21 protein-coding genes are annotated in these 23302 nt (G+C 73.0%); 13 read left to right on the top strand and 8 right to left on the bottom strand.

What is annotated here, in order from left to right; all coding sequences use genetic code 11:
• Positions 1 to 9: 9 nt before the first annotated feature.
• The 6 genes from ACFY23_RS19370 to ACFY23_RS19345 all read right to left on the bottom strand — a co-directional run bounded on the left by ACFY23_RS19370 (position 10) and on the right by ACFY23_RS19345 (position 7500).
• On the bottom strand, positions 10 to 1107 hold the full coding sequence (locus ACFY23_RS19370) for a succinate dehydrogenase/fumarate reductase iron-sulfur subunit (protein WP_350679397.1): 1098 nt from the start codon (positions 1105 to 1107) through the stop codon (positions 10 to 12).
• Positions 1107 to 3056 (bottom strand): fumarate reductase/succinate dehydrogenase flavoprotein subunit, encoded by a 1950-nt coding sequence (locus ACFY23_RS19365; protein ID WP_350679395.1) that lies wholly within the window; start codon positions 3054 to 3056, stop codon positions 1107 to 1109. Before ACFY23_RS19365 ends, ACFY23_RS19370 begins: the two co-directional genes overlap by 1 nt.
• 13 nt (positions 3057 to 3069) lie before the next feature.
• Positions 3070 to 3876, bottom strand: a complete 807-nt coding sequence (locus tag ACFY23_RS19360) for a hypothetical protein (protein WP_350679393.1) — start codon at positions 3874 to 3876, stop codon at positions 3070 to 3072.
• A gap of 336 nt (positions 3877 to 4212) precedes the next feature.
• Positions 4213 to 5652, bottom strand: coding sequence for a metallopeptidase TldD-related protein (locus ACFY23_RS19355; protein WP_350818996.1), 1440 nt, complete (start codon positions 5650 to 5652; stop codon positions 4213 to 4215).
• Positions 5653 to 5776: 124 nt separating this feature from the next.
• The gene (locus ACFY23_RS19350) at positions 5777 to 7213 is read right to left on the bottom strand and encodes a TldD/PmbA family protein (protein WP_350684577.1); all 1437 of its coding nucleotides are present in this window, start codon (positions 7211 to 7213) and stop codon (positions 5777 to 5779) included.
• Positions 7214 to 7326: 113 nt separating this feature from the next.
• Positions 7327 to 7500, bottom strand: a complete 174-nt coding sequence (locus ACFY23_RS19345; RefSeq protein ID WP_350684578.1) for a hypothetical protein — start codon at positions 7498 to 7500, stop codon at positions 7327 to 7329.
• Between the two features lie 274 nt (positions 7501 to 7774).
• On the opposite strand from ACFY23_RS19345, the gene ACFY23_RS19340 reads away from it, so the two are divergent.
• The 5 genes from ACFY23_RS19340 to ACFY23_RS19320 all read left to right on the top strand — a co-directional run bounded on the left by ACFY23_RS19340 (position 7775) and on the right by ACFY23_RS19320 (position 13900).
• Entirely contained in the window at positions 7775 to 8830 is a 1056-nt protein-coding gene (locus tag ACFY23_RS19340) for an ABC transporter ATP-binding protein (protein WP_387036493.1), read from the top strand.
• A gap of 55 nt (positions 8831 to 8885) precedes the next feature.
• Entirely contained in the window at positions 8886 to 10001 is a 1116-nt protein-coding gene (locus ACFY23_RS19335; RefSeq protein ID WP_350684580.1) for a dipeptide ABC transporter ATP-binding protein, read from the top strand.
• The gene (locus tag ACFY23_RS19330; protein ID WP_350684581.1) at positions 9998 to 11005 is read left to right on the top strand and encodes an ABC transporter permease; all 1008 of its coding nucleotides are present in this window, start codon (positions 9998 to 10000) and stop codon (positions 11003 to 11005) included. The genes ACFY23_RS19335 and ACFY23_RS19330 overlap by 4 nt, the downstream gene beginning before the upstream one ends.
• 9 nt (positions 11006 to 11014) lie before the next feature.
• The gene (locus ACFY23_RS19325; RefSeq protein ID WP_350684582.1) at positions 11015 to 12001 is read left to right on the top strand and encodes an ABC transporter permease; all 987 of its coding nucleotides are present in this window, start codon (positions 11015 to 11017) and stop codon (positions 11999 to 12001) included.
• Between the two features lie 156 nt (positions 12002 to 12157).
• Positions 12158 to 13900 (top strand): ABC transporter substrate-binding protein, encoded by a 1743-nt coding sequence (locus ACFY23_RS19320; protein ID WP_350684583.1) that lies wholly within the window; start codon positions 12158 to 12160, stop codon positions 13898 to 13900.
• Between the two features lie 135 nt (positions 13901 to 14035).
• On the opposite strand, the gene ACFY23_RS19315 is transcribed toward ACFY23_RS19320, so the two are convergent.
• Positions 14036 to 16177, bottom strand: coding sequence for a prolyl oligopeptidase family serine peptidase (locus ACFY23_RS19315; protein ID WP_350684584.1), 2142 nt, complete (start codon positions 16175 to 16177; stop codon positions 14036 to 14038).
• Between the two features lie 86 nt (positions 16178 to 16263).
• On the opposite strand from ACFY23_RS19315, the gene mshB reads away from it, so the two are divergent.
• From mshB to ACFY23_RS19300, 3 genes are all read left to right on the top strand, one after another.
• Positions 16264 to 17190 (top strand): N-acetyl-1-D-myo-inositol-2-amino-2-deoxy-alpha-D-glucopyranoside deacetylase, encoded by a 927-nt coding sequence (gene mshB / locus ACFY23_RS19310; RefSeq protein WP_350684585.1) that lies wholly within the window; start codon positions 16264 to 16266, stop codon positions 17188 to 17190.
• A gap of 17 nt (positions 17191 to 17207) precedes the next feature.
• Complete coding sequence (locus ACFY23_RS19305) at positions 17208 to 17648, top strand: hypothetical protein (protein WP_350684592.1); 441 nt, start codon at positions 17208 to 17210, stop codon at positions 17646 to 17648.
• Positions 17649 to 17726: 78 nt separating this feature from the next.
• Positions 17727 to 18194: a hypothetical protein gene (locus ACFY23_RS19300; RefSeq protein ID WP_350684586.1), complete on the top strand. Its 468-nt coding sequence runs from the start codon at positions 17727 to 17729 to the stop codon at positions 18192 to 18194.
• A 124-nt stretch (positions 18195 to 18318) separates the two neighbouring features.
• On the opposite strand, the gene ACFY23_RS19295 is transcribed toward ACFY23_RS19300, so the two are convergent.
• Complete coding sequence (locus ACFY23_RS19295) at positions 18319 to 19278, bottom strand: GNAT family N-acetyltransferase (protein ID WP_350684587.1); 960 nt, start codon at positions 19276 to 19278, stop codon at positions 18319 to 18321.
• 79 nt (positions 19279 to 19357) lie between these two features.
• On the opposite strand from ACFY23_RS19295, the gene fdxA reads away from it, so the two are divergent.
• The 5 genes from fdxA (at position 19358) to ACFY23_RS19270 (ending at position 23296) form a co-directional block, all read left to right on the top strand.
• Entirely contained in the window at positions 19358 to 19684 is a 327-nt protein-coding gene (gene fdxA / locus ACFY23_RS19290) for a ferredoxin (RefSeq protein WP_089005361.1), read from the top strand.
• Positions 19681 to 20787, top strand: coding sequence for a succinyldiaminopimelate transaminase (gene dapC / locus ACFY23_RS19285; RefSeq protein WP_350819012.1), 1107 nt, complete (start codon positions 19681 to 19683; stop codon positions 20785 to 20787). Before fdxA ends, dapC begins: the two co-directional genes overlap by 4 nt.
• A 50-nt stretch (positions 20788 to 20837) precedes the next feature.
• Positions 20838 to 21863, top strand: a complete 1026-nt coding sequence (locus ACFY23_RS19280; protein ID WP_350684588.1) for a prephenate dehydrogenase/arogenate dehydrogenase family protein — start codon at positions 20838 to 20840, stop codon at positions 21861 to 21863.
• Positions 21864 to 22004: 141 nt separating this feature from the next.
• On the top strand, positions 22005 to 22649 hold the full coding sequence (locus ACFY23_RS19275) for an SIMPL domain-containing protein (RefSeq protein WP_350684589.1): 645 nt from the start codon (positions 22005 to 22007) through the stop codon (positions 22647 to 22649).
• Entirely contained in the window at positions 22649 to 23296 is a 648-nt protein-coding gene (locus tag ACFY23_RS19270; RefSeq protein WP_350684590.1) for a nucleoside/nucleotide kinase family protein, read from the top strand. The genes ACFY23_RS19275 and ACFY23_RS19270 overlap by 1 nt, the downstream gene beginning before the upstream one ends.
• Positions 23297 to 23302 lie beyond the last annotated feature (6 nt).

The following is a 23302-nucleotide window of genomic DNA, read 5'->3' as shown; positions in this document are numbered from 1 at the left end:
TCGACGCTCTCAGTGCTTGTCCTGCTCCGGGTGGGCGAAGTTCAGGTGCTCCGGCGGCAGCGGGAACTTCACGTCCTCGCCGAACGGCGACGGCGCCGCCGCCCGGTCGAAGGTGAGCTCCGTCAGCGGCAGCTTGCCGTGGTCGTCCACCGCCGGCGCCGTCGGCTTCGGCACCTCGCGGTGCCAGTTGACGCCGCGCTGGGCCTGCACCTCGGCCCGCGGGTCGTGCGAGCCGCCCGCGTGCGAGTGCACGCCCCCGTGGGCCGCGCTGCCGTGCACCGCACCGCTGGCGTGCCCGCTGGTCACGATGGTCTGAGGCACCTGACCCCTCCGGAAGATCTTGCTACCAAGCCACACAAGGGGATCGTACCTGCGGTCGACGACCCGCTCCTTCATGGGGATGATCCCGTTGTCCGTGATCTTGATGTGCTCCGGGCAGACCTCGGTGCAGCACTTGGTGATGTTGCAGAATCCGAGGCCCTGTTCGGCCTGCGCGTACTCCTTGCGGTCGGTCTTCGCGTCCAGCGGGTGCATGTCCAGCTCCGCGGCCCGGATGAAGAACCGCGGCCCGGAGAACGCCTGCTTGTTCTCCTCGTGGTCCCGGATCACGTGGCAGACGTTCTGGCACAGGAAGCACTCGATGCACTTGCGGAACTCCTGCGAGCGCTCCACGTCGACCTGCTGCATCCGGTACTCGCCGGGAGCCAGGTCGGCCGGCGGCGCGAACGCCGGGGTCTCCCGCGCCTTCTCGTAGTTGAACGAGACGTCGGTGACCAGGTCCCGGATGACCGGGAAGGTGCGCAGCGGGGTGACCGTGACCGTCTCGTCCTCCGTGAAGGTGGACATCCGGGTCATGCAGCTCAGCCGCGGCTTGCCGTTGATCTCCATCGAGCAGGAGCCGCACTTGCCGGCCTTGCAGTTCCACCGGCAGGCCAGGTCGGGGGCGTCGGTGGCCTGAAGGCGGTGGATGACGTCGAGGACGACCTCGCCCTCGTTCACCTCGACCATGTAGTCCTGCAGGTCGCCGCCGTTCTCGTCGCCGCGCCAGATGCGGAACTGGCGCTTGGTGCCGGGCTTGCCGGCCCCGGGGGACTTCTTCTCCGCCATTACTTGCCCGCCTCCTCGGCCTCGGCGTCGGCGACGAGGGCGTCGAACTCGGCGAGTTCCTCGTCCGTGAGGTACTTGGCCAGCTCCGCGCGGTCGAAGAGGCCGATCAGCTCCGCGCGCATCTTCGGCAACGGCTTGCGATCCAGGCGCACGGTGTCGCCGTCCAGCGAGCAGACCAGGTTGACCCGGCGCCACTTCGGGTCCATCGCCGGGTAGTCCTCCCGGGTGTGGCCGCCGCGCGACTCCTGCCGCTCCAGCGCCGCCTTCGCGGTGCACTCCGAGACCACCAGCATGTTGCGCAGGTCCAGCGCCAGGTGCCAGCCCGGGTTGTAGCGGCGGCCGCCGCTCGCGCTGACCTTGGCCACCCGCTCGCGCAGCTCCGCCAGCCGGCTCAGCGCGTCGGCCAGCTCGCCCTCACGCCGGATGATCCCGACGAGGTCGCCCATCACCGCCTGGAGGTCCTGCTGGAGGGTGTACGGGCTCTCGCCGGTGTCCCGCTGCAACGGCGCCAGCGCCGTCTCCACCGCGGCCTCCACCGCCGCGACGTGGACCTTGGGACGGGCCGGCAGGCTGTCGGCGTACGTGGCGGCGTGGCCGCCCGCGCGCTTGCCGAAGACCAGCAGGTCGGACAGCGAGTTGCCGCCGAGCCGGTTGGAGCCGTGCATGCCGCCGGAGACCTCACCCGCCGCGAAGAGCCCCCGGACGGTGCCGTACGCGGCGCCCGAGTCCGGTTCCACCTCGACGCCGCCCATCACGTAGTGGCAGGTCGGGCCGACCTCCATCGGCTCCTTGGTGATGTCGACGTCGGCCAGCTCCTTGAACTGGTGGTACATCGACGGCAGGCGGCGGCGGATCTCCTCGGCCGGCAGCCGCGAGGCGATGTCCAGGTAGACGCCGCCGGCGGGGGTGCCCCGGCCGGCCTTGACCTCGCTGTTGATCGCCCGGGCCACCTCGTCGCGGGGCAGCAGCTCCGGCGGGCGCCGGTTGTTGTCCGGGTCCTTGTACCAGCGGTCGGCCTCGGCCTCGTTGTCCGCGTACTGCTTGCGGAAGACGTCGGGAACGTAGTCGAACATGAACCGCTTGCCGTCGGAGTTCTTCAGCACGCCGCCGTCGCCGCGGACCGACTCGGTGACCAGGATGCCCTTCACCGAGGGCGGCCAGACCATGCCGGTCGGGTGGAACTGGAGGAACTCCATGTTGATCAGCGTCGCGCCGGCCCGCAGGGCCAGCGCGTGCCCGTCACCGGTGTACTCCCAGGAGTTCGAGGTGACCTTGTAGGAACGGCCGACGCCGCCGGTCGCCAGCACCACGGCCGGCGCCTCGAAGAGGACGAACTCGCCGGACTCCCGGTAGTAGCCGAACGCGCCGGCGACCCGGTCGCCGTCGAGCAGCAGCTCGGTGATGGTCGTCTCGGCGAACACCTTGATCCGGGCGTCGTAGGAGCCGTGCTCCCTCTTGTCCTCCTGCTGGAGCGAGACGATCTTCTGCTGGAGGGTGCGGATCAGCTCCAGGCCGGTCCGGTCGCCGACGTGCGCCAGGCGCGGGTACTCGTGGCCGCCGAAGTTGCGCTGCGAGATCTTCCCGTCCCTGGTGCGGTCGAAGAGCGCGCCGTACGTCTCCAGCTCCCAGATCCGCTGCGGCGACTCCTTCGCGTGCAGCTCGGCCATCCGGAAGTTGTTCAGGAACTTGCCGCCGCGCATGGTGTCGCGGAAGTGCACCTGCCAGTTGTCCCGGCTGTTCACGTTGCCCATCGCGGCGGCGGCGCCGCCCTCGGCCATCACCGTGTGCGCCTTGCCGAAGAGCGACTTCGAGATGATCGCGGTCTTCTTGCCGGCGAGCCGGGCCTCGATCGCCGCGCGCAGGCCGGCGCCGCCGGCCCCGATCACGACGACGTCGTAGTGGTGTCGTTCGATCCGGGTGGTGGACGTGTGCTGGTGAGGATTTGTCATGTCAGGGGGCCCTCTAGTTGATGAACCGCAGGTCGTTGAACCAGCCGGCCGCGACCGCCATGACGTAGAAATCCGTCAGGGCCAGGGTGCCGAGGGTGATCCAGGCGAGCTGCATGTGCCGGACGTTCAGCCAGGACACGCCGGTCCAGGCCCGGTAGCGCACCGGGTGCTTGGAGAAGTGCTTGAGCCGCCCGCCGATGATGTGCCGGCACGAGTGGCAGGAGATCGTGTACGCCCACAGCATGACCACGTTGGCGAGCAGGATGATGTTGCCCAGGCCGAACCCGAAGCCCTTCGGCGAGTGGAAGGCCAGGATCGCGTCCCAGGTGTTGATCAGCGAGATGACGGCGGCGGCGTAGAAGAAGTAGCGGTGCAGGTTCTGGCCGAGCAGCGGGAACCGGGTCTCGCCGCCGTAGGACTGGTGCCCGTCCGGCACGGCGCACGCGGGCGGCGACAGCCAGAACGACCGGTAGTACGCCTTGCGGTAGTAGTAGCAGGTGAGGCGGAACAGCAGCAGGAACGGCAGGGTCAGCGCGGCGTCCGGGATGATCCACCAGCCGGGCAGGAACCGTCCGAAGTGCGCGGCGCCCTCGACGCACCGGTCCGTCACGCAGGGGGAGTAGAACGGGGTCAGGTAGTGGAAGTCCTCGACCCAGTACCACTTGTGCATGAAGACCCGGACCGTCGCGTACGCGACCCACGCGCCGAGCCCGATCACGGTGAGCAGCGGGGCGAGCCACCAGCGATCGGTACGCAACGTCTTCGCCGCGATGGCGGCGCGCGCCCGCGCTCCCCGCGGCCTCGTTGCCGTTGATGTCATTCGAGTCGTCTCCCTGACGGGGCCCGCAGGCGCGGGCGGATCAGTTTCCGGTCGGCACGCGGACCGGCGAACCCGCACCCGCTTGCCACGTCATGCGCACACCAACGACCGCGCCGGCGATACGGCGCAGCTAAGTGACACACGTTACGCCGATCTTTGCGGGCCGTCCGCGCAAGGCAGTGTCCCGTGTGTCCCGGCCGGTGGAAAGCCCCGAACGATGATCGATGTCCGGATGTTAAGAACCTCACCGGACGCCTGTCCGGCGTACGCGCGCCACTCACCCGGAAGCGTCGCCGGCCCGGACTCCGTCGTGGAGCGCGCCCGCCGGGCCTGGGGTCAGCCGGACGCGCCGCCCGTGAAGTTCCAGGAGGCCAGCCGCAGCGGCGGGGCCTCCCACCAGACGCCGTCCGTCCGGTCCGGTTGGCGCACGGCCCGGCTGCCGACGCCGAGCACCGCGCCCGGGCCGAGGGCGCGGGGGTAGGACTCGGTGAAGCGCAGGTCGCGGACCGCCCGGGTCACCACGCCGTCCTCCACCAGCCAGACGCCGTTGCGGGTCAGGCCCGTGACGACCAGGCTCTTCGGGTCGAGCACCCGGGTGTACCAGAGGTCGCTGACCAGCAGCCCCCGCCGCACCCGGCCGACGAGCGCGGCGGTGTCCCCGTCGACCACCACGCCCGACACCCCGCCGCCCGCGTCCGCCGTGCCCGGCACGTCGGGGCCCGTCGCGTGGGCGCCCGGCGTCGCCCCCGGCCCGCCGCCGGTCGGCCCGGCCGCGCCCAGGCGCAGGTTACGGGGCATCGGGCCCCACGTCGCCGCGCCGGCCAGCGCGTGCCCGGTCGACGCCGCGCCGGCCTCGGCGGCGGTACGCCGGTCGTGCGCCACCGCCCGGGTGGTGCCCGCCTCGACCAGGGTCACCGCGCGCCGGGGCGTGCCCTCGACGTCGAACGGCAACCCGGAGCCGCCGAGCGGATCGTCGACCAGGGTGACCGCCCGGTCGAACTGGGCCGCCCCTGGCTCGGCGAAGGACTGCCGCTCGGCGTACCGCTTGCCGTTGAAACCGAACCAGGAGAGATTCTGGAGCAGGTCGGCGACCGCGGCCGGCTCCAGCACCACCTCGTAGCGGCCGGGCGGCAACTCGACCGGGTCGGCCGCCGCGCGCGCCTTGGCCGCCGCCCGGGCGCCGAGCGCGGCACCGTCGAGATTGGCCAGCCGGTCGGCGCAGAACCGGGCCACGCCGTCGGAGCCGCCGGTGCGGGCGATGCCGTCCATCGCCGCCTCGGCGGCGCGGCCGCATGCCGAGTGGCCGGCCGAGTTGGCGAACGCGGAGGAGCGGTGTGCCGTGCGGCAGTAGCCGGCCGTCTCCAGCCCGCCGGCCGCCGCGACGAACGCGCGCACCCGCTCGGCCCGCTCGTCCGGCTCGGCGTACGCGGTGGCCTCGTCGAAGGTCGCGGCGGTCGGCGCCGGCGCCGGCGGGGCGAGGCCGGGCCAGGCCGGGTCGGGCGGGCAGAGCCGCGCCGCGGCGAGGGTGCGCTCGACCAGCGCGCGCAGCCCGTCGGCGGTGACCACGCTGCCGCCGCCGGCGGCCGTGCGCCCGTCGACGTGCAGCCGCAGCCGGACCTCGACGCCGGACTCCGCCACGTTCTGGTGGATGAACGAGTTGGCGAACCGGGTCAGCGCCAGGTCGGCCCGGGTGACCACCGCCTCGGCCTGCGCGTCGCGCCCGCCGAGCCGGCGGACCAGCTCCACCACCTGACCGGCGATCTCCAGCTCACTCATGCTGCACCTCCTTCGTTCGCGACTGCGGGACTCGCTCGCTGCGCTCGCTCATTCCTCGCGCTCACGGTGTCGCTTTCGTTCGCGACTGCGGGACTCGCTCGCTGCGCTCGCTCATTCCTCGCGCTCACGCGCGAACTCCTACCCGGACGTTGCGGAAGCGGGCCGGTGCGGCCGGGTGGCCGGTGTGGCCGACCTGGCCGGGCTGGCCCTTGCCGCAGTTGGGCGTGCCCCAGGCGACGGTCTCCGAGGAGAGCATGTCCATCGAGCGCCAGAAGAGCGGACCGATGCCGGTGTAGGTGGGGTTGCGCAGCATCCGCCCGCGCCGGCCCTTCTTCACCTCCCAGCCGATCTCGCAGCCGAACTGGAAGTTGAGCCGCTTGTCGTCGATCGACCAGGAGCGGTTGACGTCCATCAGCACCCCGTCGTCGGTGGCGGCGACGATCTCCTCCAGGGTGTGCGGGCCGGGCTCCAGGCCCACGTTGGTCATCCGGACCATCGGCAGCCGGGCCCAGCCGTCGGCGCGTACGCTGCCGCCGTGGTCCAGGCCGGCGACGGCGGCCGAGTCCCGCCCGGCGAGCACGCCCACCCAGCGCCCCTCGCGCACCGCGTCGCGCTTGACGGCCGGGGAGCCCTCGTCGTCGAAGCCGAAGCTGCCGAGCGCGCCGGGGATGGTGGGGTCGATCGTGACGTTCATGAGCTCGGAGCCGTAGCGCAGCGAGCCGAGCTGGGCCAGGTCCAACCAGGAGGTGCCGGCGAAGGCGGCCTCCCAGCCGAGGATCCGGTCCAGCTCGATGGCGTGCCCGACCGACTCGTGGATCTGCAGGGCGAGTTGCTCGCCGCCGAGGATGAGGTCGGTCTCGCCCGCGGGACAGGGCGGCGCGGTGAGCAGTGCCCGGGCCTCCTCGGCGATCCGCGCCGCGTGCGCGGCCAGGTCGAGCGAGGTGACCAGCTCCCAGCCGGTGGTGCCGTACTGGCCGCGGTAGCTCGGGTAGGAGCGACGCTGGGTCTCCCCGTCGCCGATGGCGGTGGCGGAGATGCCGCCGCCGCACTCCCGGATCCGCTGGTCGATCCGGTGCCCCTCGCTGGAGACGAACCACTTGGCCGTGTCCCAGATCTGGTAGAGGCCCTCGGCCACGTCCGCGCCCTGCTCCGCCATCGCCCGCGTGGCCCCGACCAGCAGGTCGCCCTTGTCGGAGAGCGGCACGCCGAGCGGGTCCACCGCGCAGGGGGACGCCCAGCTCGCGGTGACCGCCTCGACCGGCACCAGGTCGATCGGTGGCCCCGGGACCCGCGCGCTCGCGGCGGCGATCCGTGCGGCGCGCCGGCCGGCCTCGCGGGCGGCGGCGTCCGACAGCTCCGGTACGGCGTGGAAGCCCCAGCTCGACCCGACCAGCGCGCGGACGCCCAGCCCGATGCTCTCGTCCTGGGTCAGCTCCTCGATGTCGCCGTTGCGGGCCGACATGGACTCGTAGCGGCGGTGCATCACCCGGGCGTCGGCATACCGGGCTCCCGCGTCGAGCGCGGCCTGCACCGCGGCGGCCGCCGCGTCGAACTCGGTCATGACGGCACCTCGCTGCGCTGTGTGCCGTCATGAGGCACCACCGGACCGCGTCGATGATTCGCTCGCTGGCGCTCGCTCATGCGCCCGACCCTAGGCGAGCCCACCGACATCCGTCAGGGGACGAGCTGCTCCGGTCGGATCGTGGCCCGGACGGGCTCGGCGAGCTCCAGCGACTCTCCCCGCTTGGCCGCCGACCGCTCCACGTAGTGGCGGCCCTGACGGCGGTACAGGCGTAGCCCTCCGGTCTCCTGCTCGACCAGGAGGTGGTCGAACACCGCCGCGGTCATGTCACCTCCACCTCGTGCTGCCCGGAATGCTCCGCTGTTCGCCAACACCATCGTCGCACCCGGCGTGCGAGCCGAGGGGTCAATGCTCGTGGATGTGCTGGTGGGGGGTGTCGGAGCCTGTTGCAGAGTCGTTACGCTGGGGCCCGCTGACAGCCTCCGGTTATGTAGCTTATTTTCACCCTCAGTGAATTCCTGTAGGTTCTCTTCGTCACTGAGGGAGGCGGTCGTGGGCAGTCCGGAGTCGGCGTCGTCCGGGGAACCGGGCCGCCCCAGCGTGCCGGAGCAGCGCTCCGGCCAGGACCCGTACCTGCGGGTGAGCGACCTGCGGGTCCGCTTCGACACCGAGGACGGCGTGGTGCGCGCCGTCGATGGGGTGTCGTTCGCGGTGGAGCGCGGGCGCACGCTCGGCATCGTCGGCGAGTCGGGCTCGGGCAAGAGCGTCACCTCGCTGGCCATCCTCGGCCTGCACAACGCCAAGCGGACCACCATCACCGGGGAGATCTCCGTCGGCGGGCGCCAACTGGTCGGCCTGTCCGAGGAGGAGGTACGCCGGCTGCGCGGCCGGGACATGGCGATGATCTTCCAGGACCCGCTGTCCGCGCTGCACCCGTACTTCACGGTGGGCAGGCAGATCGCCGAGGCGTACCGGGTGCACCACCCGAGCGCCGGTAAACGCGAGGCCCGCCAGCGCGCGGTGGACATGCTGGGCCGGGTCGGCATCCCGCAGCCGGCGCGCCGCTTCGACCAGTACCCGCACGAGTTCTCCGGCGGCATGCGGCAGCGGGCCATGATCGCCATGGCGCTGGTCAACGACCCGGACCTGCTGATCGCCGACGAGCCGACCACCGCCCTGGACGTGACCGTGCAGGCGCAGATCCTCGACCTGCTGGCCGACCTCCAGTCCGAGTTCCACTCCGCGATCATCATGATCACCCACGACCTGGGCGTGGTCAGCCAGGTCGCCGACGAGGTGCTGGTCATGTACGGCGGCCGGGCCGTCGAGCACGGCAGCGTCGAGCAGGTGCTCCGCCGGCCGCAGCACCCGTACACCTGGGGTCTGCTCTCCAGCGTGCCCTCCCTGCACGGCGACGCGGACGCGGACCTGGTGCCGATCAAGGGCAACCCGCCCAGCCTGATCAACCTGCCGCCCGGCTGCGCCTTCCACCCACGCTGCCGGTACGCCGACCGCAACGGCGACCGGTCCCGCACCGAGGTCCCGGAGCTGCGCCCGGCCGGCGCGCCCGGCCACCTGGTGGCCTGTCACCTCTCCGCCGACGACCGGACCCGGCTGTACGCGGAGGACATCGCCCACGTGGGGGTTGCCCGGTGAGCGCGAGGAACGCGGCGGAGCGGAGTCCCGCGGTCGCGAACGAAGGTGGGACCCGATGAGTGTGGACACGGTGGAGCCGCTGCTGCGGGTGCGCGGGCTGGCGAAGCACTTCCCGGTGCGCAGCGGGCTGCGGAACACGGGCCTGGTGCGGGCCGTGGACGGGCTGGACTTCGACGTGCGCCCGGGCGAGACGCTCGGCCTGGTAGGGGAGTCCGGCTGCGGCAAGACGACCACCGGCCGGATGCTGGTCCGCCTGCTGGAGCCCAGCGCGGGGAGCATCGAGTTCGAGGGCCGGGACATCACCCACGCCGGGCGTCGTGAGCTGCGCCCGCTGCGGCAGGACCTGCAGATCATCTTCCAGGACCCGTACGCCTCGCTGAACCCCCGGCACACCGTCGGCCGGATCGTCGCGATGCCGTTGCAGGTGAACGGGATCGACCCGCCGGGCGGGATCAAGGCGCGGGTGCAGGAGCTGCTGGAGCTGGTCGGGCTGAACCCGGAGCACTACAACCGGTACCCGCACGAGTTCTCCGGTGGCCAGCGCCAGCGCATCGGCATCGCCCGCGCGCTGGCGCTGCGGCCGAAGCTGATCGTCGCCGACGAGCCGGTCTCCGCCCTGGACGTGTCGATCCAGGCGCAGGTGGTCAACCTGCTCCGCGACCTGCAACGCGACCTGGGCCTGGCGTTCGTCTTCATCGCGCACGACCTGGCCGTCGTGCGGCACTTCTGCCAGCGGGTCGCGGTCATGTACCTCGGCAAGATCGTCGAGATCGGCGACCGGGACGACATCTACGAGCGCCCGCAGCACCCGTACACCCGGGCGCTGCTCTCGGCGATCCCGGACGTCACCAAGCTCGGCCCGGCCGGCCGGATCCGGCTGGCCGGCGACGTGCCCACCCCGCTCAACCCGCCGTCGGGCTGCCGGTTCCGCACCCGCTGCTGGAAGGCGCAGGAGATCTGCGCCACGGAGGAGCCGGCGCTGGCGCCGCGCGACGGCGGCAACCAGGCCACGGCCTGCCACTTCCCGGAGCGCGGTTCCGTCGAGGACGCGCCGCCGGCCGCCGCGGGCGCCGAGCGGGCGGAAGCCGGCGTGGGTGCCGGACCCGTGGACGCGGGCGCGGGCGCGGGCGCGGCGGACACGGGTGCGGGCGTCGAGGAGGTGTCGAGATGAGCATGTCCCCGGTGGAGGGCGTGGCGCTGGTCGAGATCGAGTCGGGCGGCGACGCCGACGCGCCGAAGGGGAAGGGCTTCGTCGGCCGTTCGCCCGGCCAACTCGCCTGGATCCGGTTGCGCCGCGACCGGACGGCGATGGTCAGCGGGGGGATGCTGGTCTTCTTCGTGCTGGTGGCGCTCGCCGCGCCGCTGATCGAGATGCTCTACGGGATCAGCCCCCGCGACCAGTTCCAGGGCAAGCTGGACGGCTTCGGCATGCCGCTGGGCTACGCCGGCGGCGTGTCGGGCGACCACTTCTTCGGGCTGGAGCCCAACCTCGGCCGGGACATCTTCATCCGGCTGGTCTACGGCCTGCGTACCTCCCTCCTGATCGCGTTCGCGGCGGCGGTGATCACGGCGGTCATCGGCATCGCGCTCGGCGCGCTCGCCGGTTACCTCGGCGGCTGGCTCGACGCCGTCATCAACTGGTTCACGGACCTGACCCTGGCCATGCCGTTCCTGGTCATCGCGCTGGCCCTGACCCCGACCCTGACGCTGCGCTTCTACGGCGAGCGGGACGCGGTCTCCCCGGCCTTCGGGGTCGGGGTGCTGATCGCCGTCTTCGCGCTCTTCGGCTGGACCAGCACCGCCCGGCTGGTCCGCGGTCAGGTGATCGCGCTGCGCGAGCGGGAGTTCGTGGAGGCCGCCAAGGCCAGCGGCGCCGGGCTGGGGCACATGCTCTTCCGGCAGTTGCTGCCGAACATCTGGGCGCCGATCCTGGTCTCGTTCTCGCTCGCGGTACCGCAGTTCATCACCAGCGAGGCCGCGCTGTCGTTCATCGGCGTCGGGTTGACCGAGGAGACGCCGAGCTTCGGACGGATGATCTACCAGAGCCTGGACTACCTCCAGACCGACCCGGCGTTCGTCTTCTTCCCCGGCATCACGATCTTCGCGCTCGTGTTCGCGTTCAACCTCTTCGGCGACGCGCTGCGCGACGCGCTCGACCCGAAGTCGTCCCGGTAGGGGTTTCCGATGACGCGCTTCCTGATCAAGCGGATCTTCTCGGCGGTGCTCACCCTGTTCGCGGTGAGCGTGCTGACCTTCCTGATGTTCTTCGCGCTGCCCCGCGACCCGGTCAGCGGCATGTGCCCGAAGAACTGCAACCCCGAGCGGCTGGAGCGGGTCCGCGAGGAGTTGGGCCTGCGCGACCCGCTCATCACCCAGTACGCCGGCTACATGAAGGGCATCTTCACCGGGCGGGACCTGGGCAGCGCCCAGGGCGGCCGGTGCGACGCGCCCTGCCTGGGCTGGTCGTACGTCAACAACGAGGCGGTGCTGGACACCATCGTCCGGGTGCTGCCGGTGACGCTGAGCATCGTGATCCCGGCGGCCATCCTCTGGCTGCTGCTCGGCGTCGGCCTCGGCATGGTCTCGGCGCTGCGCCGGGGCACCTGGCTGGACCGGGCCGCGATCGGCTTCTCGCTGACCGGCGCCTCGCTCCAGCTCTACTTCGTCGGCGCGGTGCTGCTGCTGGTCTTCGTCTACAACCTGCGCCTGCTGCCGGTGCCGAGCTACACGTCGATCTTCGACAATCCGGTGAAGTGGGCCAGCGGGCTGGTGCTCTCCTGGGTCGCGCTGGCCTTCCTCTTCTCCGCTATCTACGCCCGGCTGTCGCGGGCGCAGATGCTGGAGACGCTCTCCGAGGACTTCGTCCGCACCGCGCGGGCGAAGGGCCTGGCGAAACCGAAGGTGTACGGGCGGCACGCGCTGCGCGCCGCCATCACCCCCGTGGTCACCATCGCCGGCCTGGACGTCGGGGCGGCGTTGGGCGGCACGGTGATCACCGAGACCACCTTCGGCATGCAGGGGCTGGGGCGGACCGCGGTCGAGGCGGTGCGCGCGGGCGACCTGCCCACCATCATGGCGACCGTGCTCGTCTCGGCGGTCTTCGTGGTGCTCGCCAACGTGCTGGTCGACCTGCTCTACGCCGCGATCGACCCCCGCGTACGGCTGGGGTGACCCGACCGTCCCGGCCGGCACGCCCCACCGGGTGTCCGCCGGTCGGGCGGCGGTGAAATTTATCGACAACGTTACACAACTCGTAGGTTTTCTTCTTTACGATCCTCGGGACGTCGGCGTTCACGCCCGGCGGCACCTGGGTGGAGGAGGTAGGAGATGCGACCACGCGTGGCGGCCGCCGCAGGCGGCGCGATCGCACTGGTGGTGACATTGGGTGCGTGCTCGGAGAACACGGGCGAGGGCACCACGGTGGACACGAACCGGCAGCAGACCGGGGTCATCGCGACCGACCCGAAGGACTCCAGGGGTCCGGCGGCCGAGGTGCCGGGTGCCCAGAAGGGCGGCACCTTCACCATCATCCGGGAGACCCCCATCTCCCACCTGGACCCGCAGCGGACGTACTCGTTCGCCGGCCTGATGACGTCGCCGCTGTTCTCCCGTTACCTGACGACGTGGAAGGACGACGGCAAGGGCGGCCTGGTCCTCGTCGGCGACCTGGCCGAGACGCCGGGCACCAACGTCAACAACGACTGCAAGGTCTGGGAATTCAAGATCAAGGACGGGGTCAAGTTCGAGGACGGCCGGCCGATCACCTCCAAGGAGATCGCGTACGGCATCGCCCGTTCCTTCGACCCGGACCTGTCGGGCGGCCCGACCTACATCCAGGAGTGGCTGGCCGACAGCCCGCAGTTCGACACCAAGTGGGACTTCAAGGCCAACAAGACCTCGCTGCCCCCGGGCCTGACCACCCCGGACGCGAAGACCCTGCGCTTCGAGTTCGCCAAGCCCCGCTGTGACCTGCCGTTCGCGGTCTCGCTGCCGACCACCGCGCCGCTGCCGCCGGACAAGGACACCGGCGTCAACCTGGACAACGCGCCGTTCTCGTCCGGGCCCTACAAGATCGCCAAGAACCAGGTCGGCGTGCAGATCACCCTGGACCGCAACCCGCACTGGGACCCGAACACCGACCCGGTGCGGCACCAGTACCCGGACCAGTTCGTCTGGAGCTTCGGCCCGACCGCCGACGCCGCGAACAACCGGGTGATCGCCGACAACGGCGCCGACCAGAGCGCGGTCGCCTTCAACTACGTGCCGGCCTCGCTGGTCGCCAAGGTCGCCAACGACCCGGCGCTCAAGGAGCGGACCATCCTCTCCCCGACGCCGAGCTCCAACCAGCTCGTCATCAACAACCAGCGGGTCAAGGACCTGAAGGTCCGCCAGGCGCTGAACTACGCCATCGACCGCGAGGGCCTGATCAAGTCCGTCGGCGGGCAGACCGTCGCCTCCCCGATGACCACGCTGATGCCGCCGTCGACGATCGGCTACAAGGCGTACGACGCCTACCCGGCCGGCGCCAACGGCAACGTCGACAAGGCCAAGGAGCTGCTCGGCGGCCAGACGCCGGAGCTGGTCCTCGGCGTCGCCGACAACACGACCGAGCAGCAGATGGCCACCCAGCTCAAGGGCAACCTGGAGCGGGCCGGCTTCAAGATCACCGTCCGCAACATCCCGGACGACTCGAAGCTCGACGAGGTCAAGAAGAAGGACAACCCCTGGGACCTGTACATCGGTAACTGGGCGGCGGACTGGCCGAGCGGCGCCTCGATCCTGCCGGTGCTCTACGACGGCCGCACCATCAAGCCCGAGGGCAACAGCAACAGCGCCTTCTTCAACGACCCGGCGATCAACGCCGAGTTCGACCGGATCCTGGCCCTGCCGCCGGCCGAGCAGGGCCCGGAGTGGGCCAAGCTCGACGAGCGGATCATGAAGGAGCACGCCCCGGTGGTGCCGCTCTACGTCGACGTGGCCTACCTCGTGCACGGCTCCAAGGCCGGCGGGGTCTTCGTCTCCAGCGTCTTCGGCTACCCGTCCTTCGTGAACGCGTACGTCAAGCAGTAACTCAGGCACCAACCGCACGGACGGGCCCCGGTCGACAGCGTCGTCGACCGGGGCCGCCGCGCATCCGCCCCGCGCACGCCCAGCTGTGAGGAAGGGCCCCTTCCTCTACCGCAGGCGTTAACAAGGTGCCCTTCCTCACAGGTGCTGGCGGACGAAGTCCAGCTCCAGTCTGAGCAGGCGTTCCGCGGTGCCGCCGGCGGCCATGTGGGTGGCCCCGGTCAGCGGGAGCACCGAGTGCGGCCGACCGGTGGCCAGCAGCGCCGCCGACAGGCGCAGGGTGTGCGCGGCCACCACGTTGTCGTCCACCAGGCCGTGCACCAGCAGCAGCGGCCGGGCCGCCGCCGGGTCGGTCACCGGCTCGCCGGCCAACTCCACCAGCGAGTGGTGCGCGTAGATGTCCGTGCCGTCGGCCGGCAGGCCGAGGTAGCGCTCGGTGTAGGCGGTGTCGTACAGCGCCCAGTCGGTGACCGGCGCCCCGACGATGCCGCACCGGAACAGCTCCGGGTGCCGCAGCACCGCCAGCCCGGCCAGCCAGCCGCCGAACGACCAGCCGCGCACGGCCACCCGGCCGAGGTCGAGGTCGGGGTGCTTGCCGGCCAGCGCGGTGAGCGCGTCCACCTGGTCGAGCAGCACGACGTCGGCCACCCGCCGGTGGATCGCCTTCTCGAAGGAGGGGGCCACGCCCGGCGTACCGCGGTTGTCGATGGTGACCACCGCGAAGCCGGCGTCGGCCCACCACTGGCGCTCCAGCCAGGCCGAACGGGCGGCGAGCACCTCCTGGTGCCCCGGCCCGCCGTAGACGTCCAGCAGCACCGGCAGCCGCCGCCCGGTGACGTAGTTGTCGGGGTAGAGCACCGCCGTCGGCAGCCGCCGGTCGGTGACCCGCTCCAGCAGCGGCAGCGGCGAGTACGGCGGGGTGGCGGCGAGCGAGCGCAGCACGGCCACCTCGCGCTCGCCCTGCCACACCGTCCACCGGGTGCCCGGGTGGTCGAGCGAGGCGCTGCCCACCACCAGCACGTCCCCGCCGACGGCGGCGGTGTGCCAGCCCGGGTCGGTGGTGATCCGGCGGGCGTCGACGCCCCCGCCGATCGTGGTGCGTACCCGGAACAGGTGCCGCTCGCTCGGCTCCCCGTCGCTCGCCTCCACCAGCAGGTCGGCCGGGCCGGTGCCGCCGGGCAGCCGCCCCACCACCCGCCGCACGTAGAGCGACGGCGGGGTGAGCAGGGTGCCGTCGGCGAAGAGGCAACGGGCGTCGTACCCGTCGTGGGCCAGTTCCCCGCCGACCAGCACCCGACCGTCGGGCAGGTGCGCCGGGGTGCCGGGGATCGGCTCCACCCAGCGCGGGTCGGCCAGCTCGGCGTGCACCTGCGTCTCGCCGGTGCGCGGGTCGACCGCGAGCACCAGGCCGTGCTGCTGGGAACGGCGCAGCACGGTGATCAACGGTCCGCCGTCGGCCCAGTGCACCGCGGTCAGGTACGGGTAGGTCTCCCGGTCCCAGTGCACGTCGACCCAGCCGTCGTCGAGGTCGAGCAGGTGCAGGCTGACCTCGGCGTTCGGGCCGCCCGCCCGCGGGTACGCGACCGTGGTCGGCGGGCTCGCCGGGTCGGCCGGGTCGTGCAGGTGCCAGCGGTCGAGCCGGGACTCGTCCACCCGGGCGGCCAGCACCGAACGCCCGTCGGGCGCCCACCAGTAGCCGCGGAACCGGTCGAACTCCTCGGCCGCGATGTGCTCGGCCAACCCCCAGGTCACCCCGGAGTCCTCGCCGGCCAGCAGGGTGTCCGTGCCGTCGTGCTCGACCACCCGTAGTTGACCCCGGCGGACCCCCTCGGCGGCGTCGGTCACGTACGCCAGGCGCTGCCCGGTCGGGTCGGGCCGCGGGTCGAGCACCGGGCCGACGGTGGCCACCTCGACCACGTCACCGTGCACCAGGTCGGCCCGGAACAGCCGGCCGGCCAGCGCGAAGACCGCCACCCGGCCGGCGGCGTCCAGCGCGTACGAGCCGATGCCGGAGGCGCTCAGCCGCAGCCGTTCGCGCAGCGCTCGCTCGCCCGGGCTGAGCGCGTCGACGTCGGCGTCCGCCCCGAGCAGCGCCGCCGGGTCGGCGACCAGCCGTTCCTCGCCGGTCGCCACGTCCAGCAGCCAGAGCGCGTCGGCCGGGTCCTCCGGGCCGGCGGAGCGCAGGAAGACCACCCGGGAACCGTCGTCGGCCACGGCGACCGCGCGCGGCGCTCCGCGGCTGAACCGGCGGGTACGGGCGGCCAGCTCCGGAAAGTCCACAGGCCAGATCGTAGAGCGGTGCCGGGGGTGATGTGGCCGACCTGGCTGGACGCGTCACGGCTGGCGGGGGAGAACCGCCGGATAGAGTGACCACCGTGACGACGCTGCCCGACCGCCGCCTCCTGCTGGTCCACGCGCACCCCGACGACGAGTCCATCGGCACCGGCTCGACGATGGCGCACTACGCCGCCACCGGCGCCCACGTCACCCTGGTGACCTGCACGCTCGGCGAGGAGGGCGAGATCCACGTGCCGGCGCTGGCCCAGCTCGCCGCGGCCGAGGCCGACCAGCTCGGCGGGTGGCGGATCGCCGAGCTGAACGCCGCGTGCGCCGCGCTCGGCGTCACCGACCACCGCTTCCTCGGCGGCGCCGGCCGCTACCGCGACTCCGGCATGATGGGGCTCGCCACCAACGAGCACCCCCGGGCCTTCTGGCAGGCCGACCTCGACGAGGCCGCCGGCCACCTGGTGGAGATCATGCGGGAGGTACGCCCGCAGGTCGTGGTCACGTACGACGGCAACGGCTTCTACGGGCACCCCGACCACATCCAGGCGCACCGGGTGACGATGCGCGCCGTCGAGCTGGCCCGCGCCGAGGGCCTCGCCCCGGCCAAGGTCTACTGGACGGCCATGCCGCAGAGCGTGCTGGAAGCCGGCATGGAGCACTTCGCCGGCTCGTCGGACAACCCCTTCGCCGGCATCGACCAGGCCACCGAGCTGCCGTTCTGCACGCCGGACGCGCAGATCGCGGCGCGGATCGACGCCACCGACCAGCATGCCGCCAAGGAGGCGGCGATGCGCGCCCACGCCACCCAGATCCCCGACTCCTCCTGGCTCTACTCGATCGCCGGCAACTTCGGCAGCGAGTTCATGGGCGTGGAGTACTACACCCTCGCGGTCGGCGAGAAGGGCCCGGGCAGCGGGCCGTACGGCTGGGAGGACGACCTCTTCGCCGGGCTCGACGTCGCCGACGGCCCGGACCGGTCCCCGGTCGGGGCGGCCGGTCTCCGGTGACGCTGCCCGCCGCGCCGATGTCGGTCGTCCCCGAGGAGAGCGCCCCGCCACCGCCGCCCGGCCGGTCCCGGCTGCTGCTCGACCTGGCCCTGCGGGTGGCCGGCGCGCTGGTCGCCGTTCTCGGCGGGGTGCTGACCGCGGTGCTGGAGCTGTTGTTCGCCACGCTCCGGGTCGGCGGGCAGCTGATCGGCCTCTCGGTGGTCCTGGCCGTCGCCGCCAACATCGCGCTGAGCTGGTTCGCCCACGAGGCGGTCGGCCGTCGCTGGGCGGTGGCGCTGCCCGCGCTGCCCTGGTTCGTCCTGATGGCGGTCGCGGCCGTCCGCACCGCCGAGGGGGATCTGCTCGTCGCCGGCGACAACTGGGTCGGCCTGGCGATGATCGTGGCCGGCGCGATGACCTTCGCGGTGATGGGCTTCCGGCAGATCCTGGCGCCGCCGCCGGCCCGTCCGGGGGACTGACGACACACAGGTTCCGGTGGTAGATATTCCTGCCAGGAAGCCCGCCGCCGAGGCGGGCGGTACGGCGGGAGGCGTGCGATGAGGGAGCGGTGGCGCGCGATCGGGGTGCTCGCGGTCGCGCTGTTCGCGGTCAACGTGGTCGCCCGGCTGGTCATCCGGTTCGGCTTCGACGGTGACGACACCGCCGTCGCCGACCGGGTGTCGCTGGGGATGTTCGCGGTGATCGGGTTGGTGCTGGCGGCGGTCGCCTTCCTCTGGGGCAGGCGTCAGCCGGTCGCCGCCTGGGGGTCCGACATGGCCGCCGCGGTCGGCATCGCGCTGCTGTTGACGGTGCTGGTCGGGCCGCTGCTGGTAGGGGAGAACCCGTTCGGCGGGGGCGCGGGCACCTTCTTCGCCCAGATCTGGCTCTACCTCGCGGCCACCGGCGTCGGGGTGCTGCTCGGCTACCTGCTCCTCACGGCGCTCGGCCTCGACCACCGCTCGCAGTCCCTCAAGCGGTACGCCGAACTGAAGGTCACCAAGCCCCGCAAGGTCGTCCGTCGCTGACCCGCGCACCCATCCCCACCCTTCCGCCCGCGGTCTTGCAGTTTGTGCCCATGATTCGCGGAGGATGTCGGGGCGGAAGGTGCAAGATCGCCGAGTTTGGTGGGCGGGCGGGGGCGTCGCGCGGTCAGTGCGGGGCGGTGCGGGTCACGTAGGTGTGGTGGGTGGTGAAGCCGAGGGTGCGGTAGAGGGCCACCGCCGGGGTGTTGCGCTGCTCGACCTGGAGGAAGGCGCGCGAGGCGCCGGTGGCGGCGCCCCAGTCGGCGAGCGCCCGGATCATCCGGCCCGCCAGGCCCTGCCGCCTCGCCTCGGGCCGCACCTCGATGAGGCTGAGCCCGAGCCAGCGCCCCGGCCCGGTGACCGTGCCGCGGCCGATGGCGAGCAGCGTGCCGTCGGCGTACACGTGGGCGAAGCGGACCTGGTCCACGGCGGTGAGCACGTGCCGGGCGGCGTCCGGCAGGCCGCCCTTGCGGCCCGCGGCGACGGCGAGCCAGTCGTCCGAGGGTGCGGCGGCCAGCTCGACCGGCGGTGACCCGGCGGGCGCCGGCGCGGCCGGCGGCAGTCCCGCCAGCGGCACGGTCTGCACCAGCACGGGCGGCCGGCTGCCCCAGCCCCGCGCGTCCAGCTCGGCGCCGACCGGGGCGGCGAGCGGCAGCGGGGTGTTGACCAGGGCCGGTTGGCCGAGGTCGGCGTACCAGCGCTCCACCGCGTCGAGCGCGGCGGGCAGCGGCCGGTCCGGATCGCCCACCGGCAGCGCCGAGTTGGCCCGGCCGGTCCAGCCGTCGGCGGCGCGCAGCAGCCACTCCCCGAGGCGATCCCGGACGGCGGCGGGCCACGCCTCGTCGGCGGCCAGCTCCAGCTCGACCACGGCCGCGGCGGTGGGCCGGCGGGTCGGCGGCACCCGCTTGGCCCGGTGCACCTCGGCCACCGGGACCCGGAGCCGGCCCTGGGCGGTGGCGAGAGTGAGATGGGTCTCGCTCAGCTCGACCAGCTCGCCGAGAGCGTCCGAGAAGAGGGGCCGGCCTTCGCGAATCCCCACAATCCGGCGAACCACGATCCGGTGTCCCACATCCTGCTGTCGGAGCACGATCGACCCCCTCCCCGGCGAGATACTAGGCTCTTACCGTCGCGGGTGATCGCGGCGTGTCTTGCGGAGGAGAAGACCGGTGACCTACATCATCGCCGAGCCGTGCGTGGATGTGCTCGACAAGGCATGCATCGAGGAGTGCCCGGTCGACTGCATTTACGAGGGCAACCGGATGCTCTACATCCACCCCGACGAGTGCGTCGACTGTGGTGCCTGTGAGCCCGTCTGCCCGGTCGAGGCGATCTTCTACGAGGACGACGTCCCGGAGCAGTGGAAGGACTACACCGGCGCCAACTACGAGTTCTTCGAGGACCTGGGCTCGCCCGGTGGCGCCTCGAAGATCGGCAAGGTGGAGAAGGACGCGTCCTTCGTCGCCGCGCAGCCGCCGCGCGGCGAGGGCCACTGAGCCGCCCCGTGCCGGTCTCGTCGCGGCTGCCCGAGTTCACCTGGGACACCCTGGACGCCGCGGCCGCGCTGGCCGCGGCGCACCCGGAGGGCCTGATCAACCTCTCCATGGGCACGCCGGTCGATCCGGTGCCCGAGGTGATCCGGCGGGCGCTCGCCGAGGCGTCGGACGCCCCGGGCTACCCGCTGACCGCGGGCACGCCAGCGTTGCGCGAGGCGATCGCCGCCTGGGTCGCGCGGGCCTGCGGGGCGGGCGTCGACGGCCTCGGCGTGCTGCCGACGATCGGCTCCAAGGAACTCGTCGCCTGGCTGCCCACCCTGCTCGGGGTGGGCCCCGGTGACGTCGTCGTGGTGCCGTCGGTCGCCTACCCGACGTACGAGGACGGGGTCCGGCTCGCCGGGGCCACCGTCGTGCGCGCCGACTCGCTGACCGCGGTCGGCCCCACCCCCCGGGTACGCCTGGTCTGGGTCAACTCGCCGGGCAACCCGACGGGGCGGGTGCTGCCGGCGGCCCACCTGCGCAAGGTGGTCGACTGGGCCCGGGAGCGCGGCGCGGTGGTCGCCAGCGACGAGTGCTACCTGCCTCTGGGCTGGTCCGCCGAGCCGGTCTCGGTGCTCTCGCCCGAGGTCTGCGGCGGGTCGTACGACGGCGTGCTGGCGGTGCAGTCGCTCTCCAAGCGGTCCAACCTGGCCGGCTACCGGGCCGGGTTCGTCGCCGGCGATCCGGCGCTGGTGGCCGAGCTGCTCAAGGTCCGCAAGCACGCCGGGATGATCGTGCCCGCGCCGGTGCAGGCCGCGATGGTGGCCGCGCTGCGCGACGAGCGGCACGCCGACGAGCAGCGGGAGCGCTACCGGGCCCGGCGGGAGATCCTGCACGCCGCGTTCACCGGGGCCGGCTTCACCGTCGAGCACTCCGAGGCGGGCCTCTACCTCTGGCTGACCCGGGGCGAGGACTGCTGGGAGACGGTCGACTGGCTGGCCCGCCGGGGCATCCTGGCCGCCGCCGGCGCCCTCTACGGCCCGAGCGGCGGGCAGCACGTCCGGGTGGCGCTGACCGCGTCCGACGCGCACGTGGCGGCGGTCGCCGGCCGGCTGCGCGGCTGAGGCACGGCCGGCGTCCTCGACATGTACCGACCGGAACGCCGAGGTGCCTGATGCGTGAGAGACCCGGCGGGCCGTTGCGGGCCGCCGTGGTGGGCACCGGCCTCATCGGCGGATCGATCCTGGTGCGGCTGCACGAGGCGGGCGTCGACGTCGCCGGCTGGGATCCCGACGAGGCCACCCGGGCGGAGGGCCGTCGGCGGGGGATCGCCTTCGCCGACGAGCTGGTCGAGGCGGTGCGCGACCGCGACCTGGTGTTCCTCGGCGGGCCACTGCCGACCCTGCCGGACGCCCTGGTCACCGTCGCCGCCCACACGGCCGAGGGCTGCGTGGTCACCGACGTGGGCAGCACCAAGGGCGGGTTGGCGGCCTTCGCCGTCGAGCACGGCCTGACCGGCCGGTTCGTCCCCGGGCACCCGATGGCCGGCACGGAACGGTTCGGGCTGACCGCCGCCGTGCCGGCGCTGTTCGAGGGGGCGGCCTGGGTGCTCTGCCCGGCGCCGGAGGGCATCGACGCGTTCCGGCTCCTGGCCGGCCTCGTCGTGGACGTCTTCGCGGCCCGGGTCGTGCCGATGTCCCCGTCCGTGCACGACGCGGTGGTGGCCCTGTCGTCCCACGTCCCCCACCTGCTGGCCGGCAGCCTCGCCGGCGCGGTGGCCCGGTCGGACGTCCGGGACGCCGTGCTCGGGCTCGCCGCGGGCAGCTTCCGGGACGGCACCCGGATCGCCGGCACGCCGGCGAAGCGGACCGCGGACATGCTGTTCCACAACCGCGAGCAGGTCGTCCGGCAGCTCGACCGGGTGCGCGCCTTCCTGGACGAGTTGTCGGCGGCGTTGGCCCGCGACGACCTGGACGCGCTCGTCGGGGGCTACCGGCAGGCCCGCGACCTGCGGATGGCCCTGCTCGACCGGGACCTGCACGCGTCCCGGCGGGAGTTCCCGACCGACGGGGACCACGCCGACGAACTCGCGTACCTGCTGGCGCTGGGCGAGGCGGGCGGGCACCTCACCGGCTGCCGGGTCGGGCCCGACACGGTCGCCTACACCGGCCACCTCCCGGCGCCCGCCGACCCCGCCTGACGGGGGCGCACCGCCCGGCAGATCCCCTGCGCCCGCACACCGGGGGCCAGGACGGTCGGCGGCGCACCGCGGCACGTCGGCCGCTCGTCGTCCGCGTTGCTTCCCGCGCGTGGCGGACGGGCGCGCGGTTAGGGTGAGGGCATGGTGGACGGGCCGGTGGTGGCGGTGCGCGGCGAGGCGTACCGGGAGGTCCCTCCCGAGATCGCCCGGTTCACGGTGACCGCCACGGCCCGCGACCGGGAGCGGGAGGCCACCCTGACCCGGCTGGCCGAGCGGGCCGCCGCCGTCCGGGTGCTGCTCGACGGCTACGGCCCCGCCATCGACCGGCGGGAGACCGGCGAGCTGCGGGTCCGGCCGGAGACCAAGCGCTCCGGCGAGCGGGTGATCGCGTACCACGGCAGCGTGGCGACCACCGTGACGGTCAGCGACTTCACCGCGCTCGGCGACCTGATGCTGCGCCTGGCCGACCAGGACCAGGTCGAGGTGGCCGGGCCGTGGTGGTCGCTGCGGCCGGACAGCCCGGCCCACCGGGAGGCCCGGCATGCCGCGATCGCCGACGCGCTGCTGCGCGCCCGCGAGTACGCGGAGGCGCTCGGCGCCCGGGTGACCGCCCTGATCGAGCTGGCCGACGTGGGCGCGGCGGAGCGGCCCATGATGAGCCGGATGGCGTACGGGACGGGCGGCGCCGAGGGCGGGCCGCCGGAGCTGGAGCTCGACCCGCAGCCGCAGACCGTGCAGGCGGCGGTGCAGGCGCGGTTCTCGATCAGCGAGCCGGTCCTCCGCTGATGACGACCGCCCGGGTCGTCGGGGCCGACGAGTTGGTCGCGCGGGCGCGCGCCCTCGCCGACGCCGGCCCGCGACAGCTGCTCGGCATCGCCGGAGCGCCCGGCGCGGGGAAGTCCACGCTGGCGGAGCGGATCGTCGACGAGATCGGCCCGGCCGCCCGGCTGGTGCCGATGGACGGCTTCCACCTGGCCCAGGCCGAGCTGCACCGGCTGGGCCGGGCGGAGCGCAAGGGCGCCATCGACACGTTCGACGCCAACGGCTACGTCTCGATGCTGCGGCGCCTGCGCCGGCTGGAGCCGACCGCGGTCTACGCGCCGGCGTTCCGGCGGGACCTGGAGGAGCCGGTGGCCGGGGCGATCGAGGTGCCGCCGTCGGTACGGCTGGTCGTCACCGAGGGCAACTACCTGCTGGTGGACGCGCCGCCCTGGGACGAGGTGCGGTCGTTGCTGCACGAGACGTGGTTCCTCGACCTGGACGCCGAGCTGCGGCTGCGCCGGCTGACCGCCCGGCACCAGGCGTACGGGCGGTCGGCGGAGCAGGCCCGGGCCTGGGCGACGGGCAGCGACGAGGCCAACGCCGCCCTGGTGGCGGGCACCGCGCACGCCGCGGACCTGGTCGTCCGGCTCGACGAGCCGCCGCCGGCCTGACGACGT

The sequence above is a fragment of the Micromonospora sp. NPDC000121 genome, assembly GCF_042899165.1.
In the GTDB taxonomy this organism is placed as follows: Bacteria; Actinomycetota; Actinomycetes; order Mycobacteriales; family Micromonosporaceae; genus Micromonospora.
This window is presented reverse-complemented; position numbering and strand designations above follow the sequence as displayed.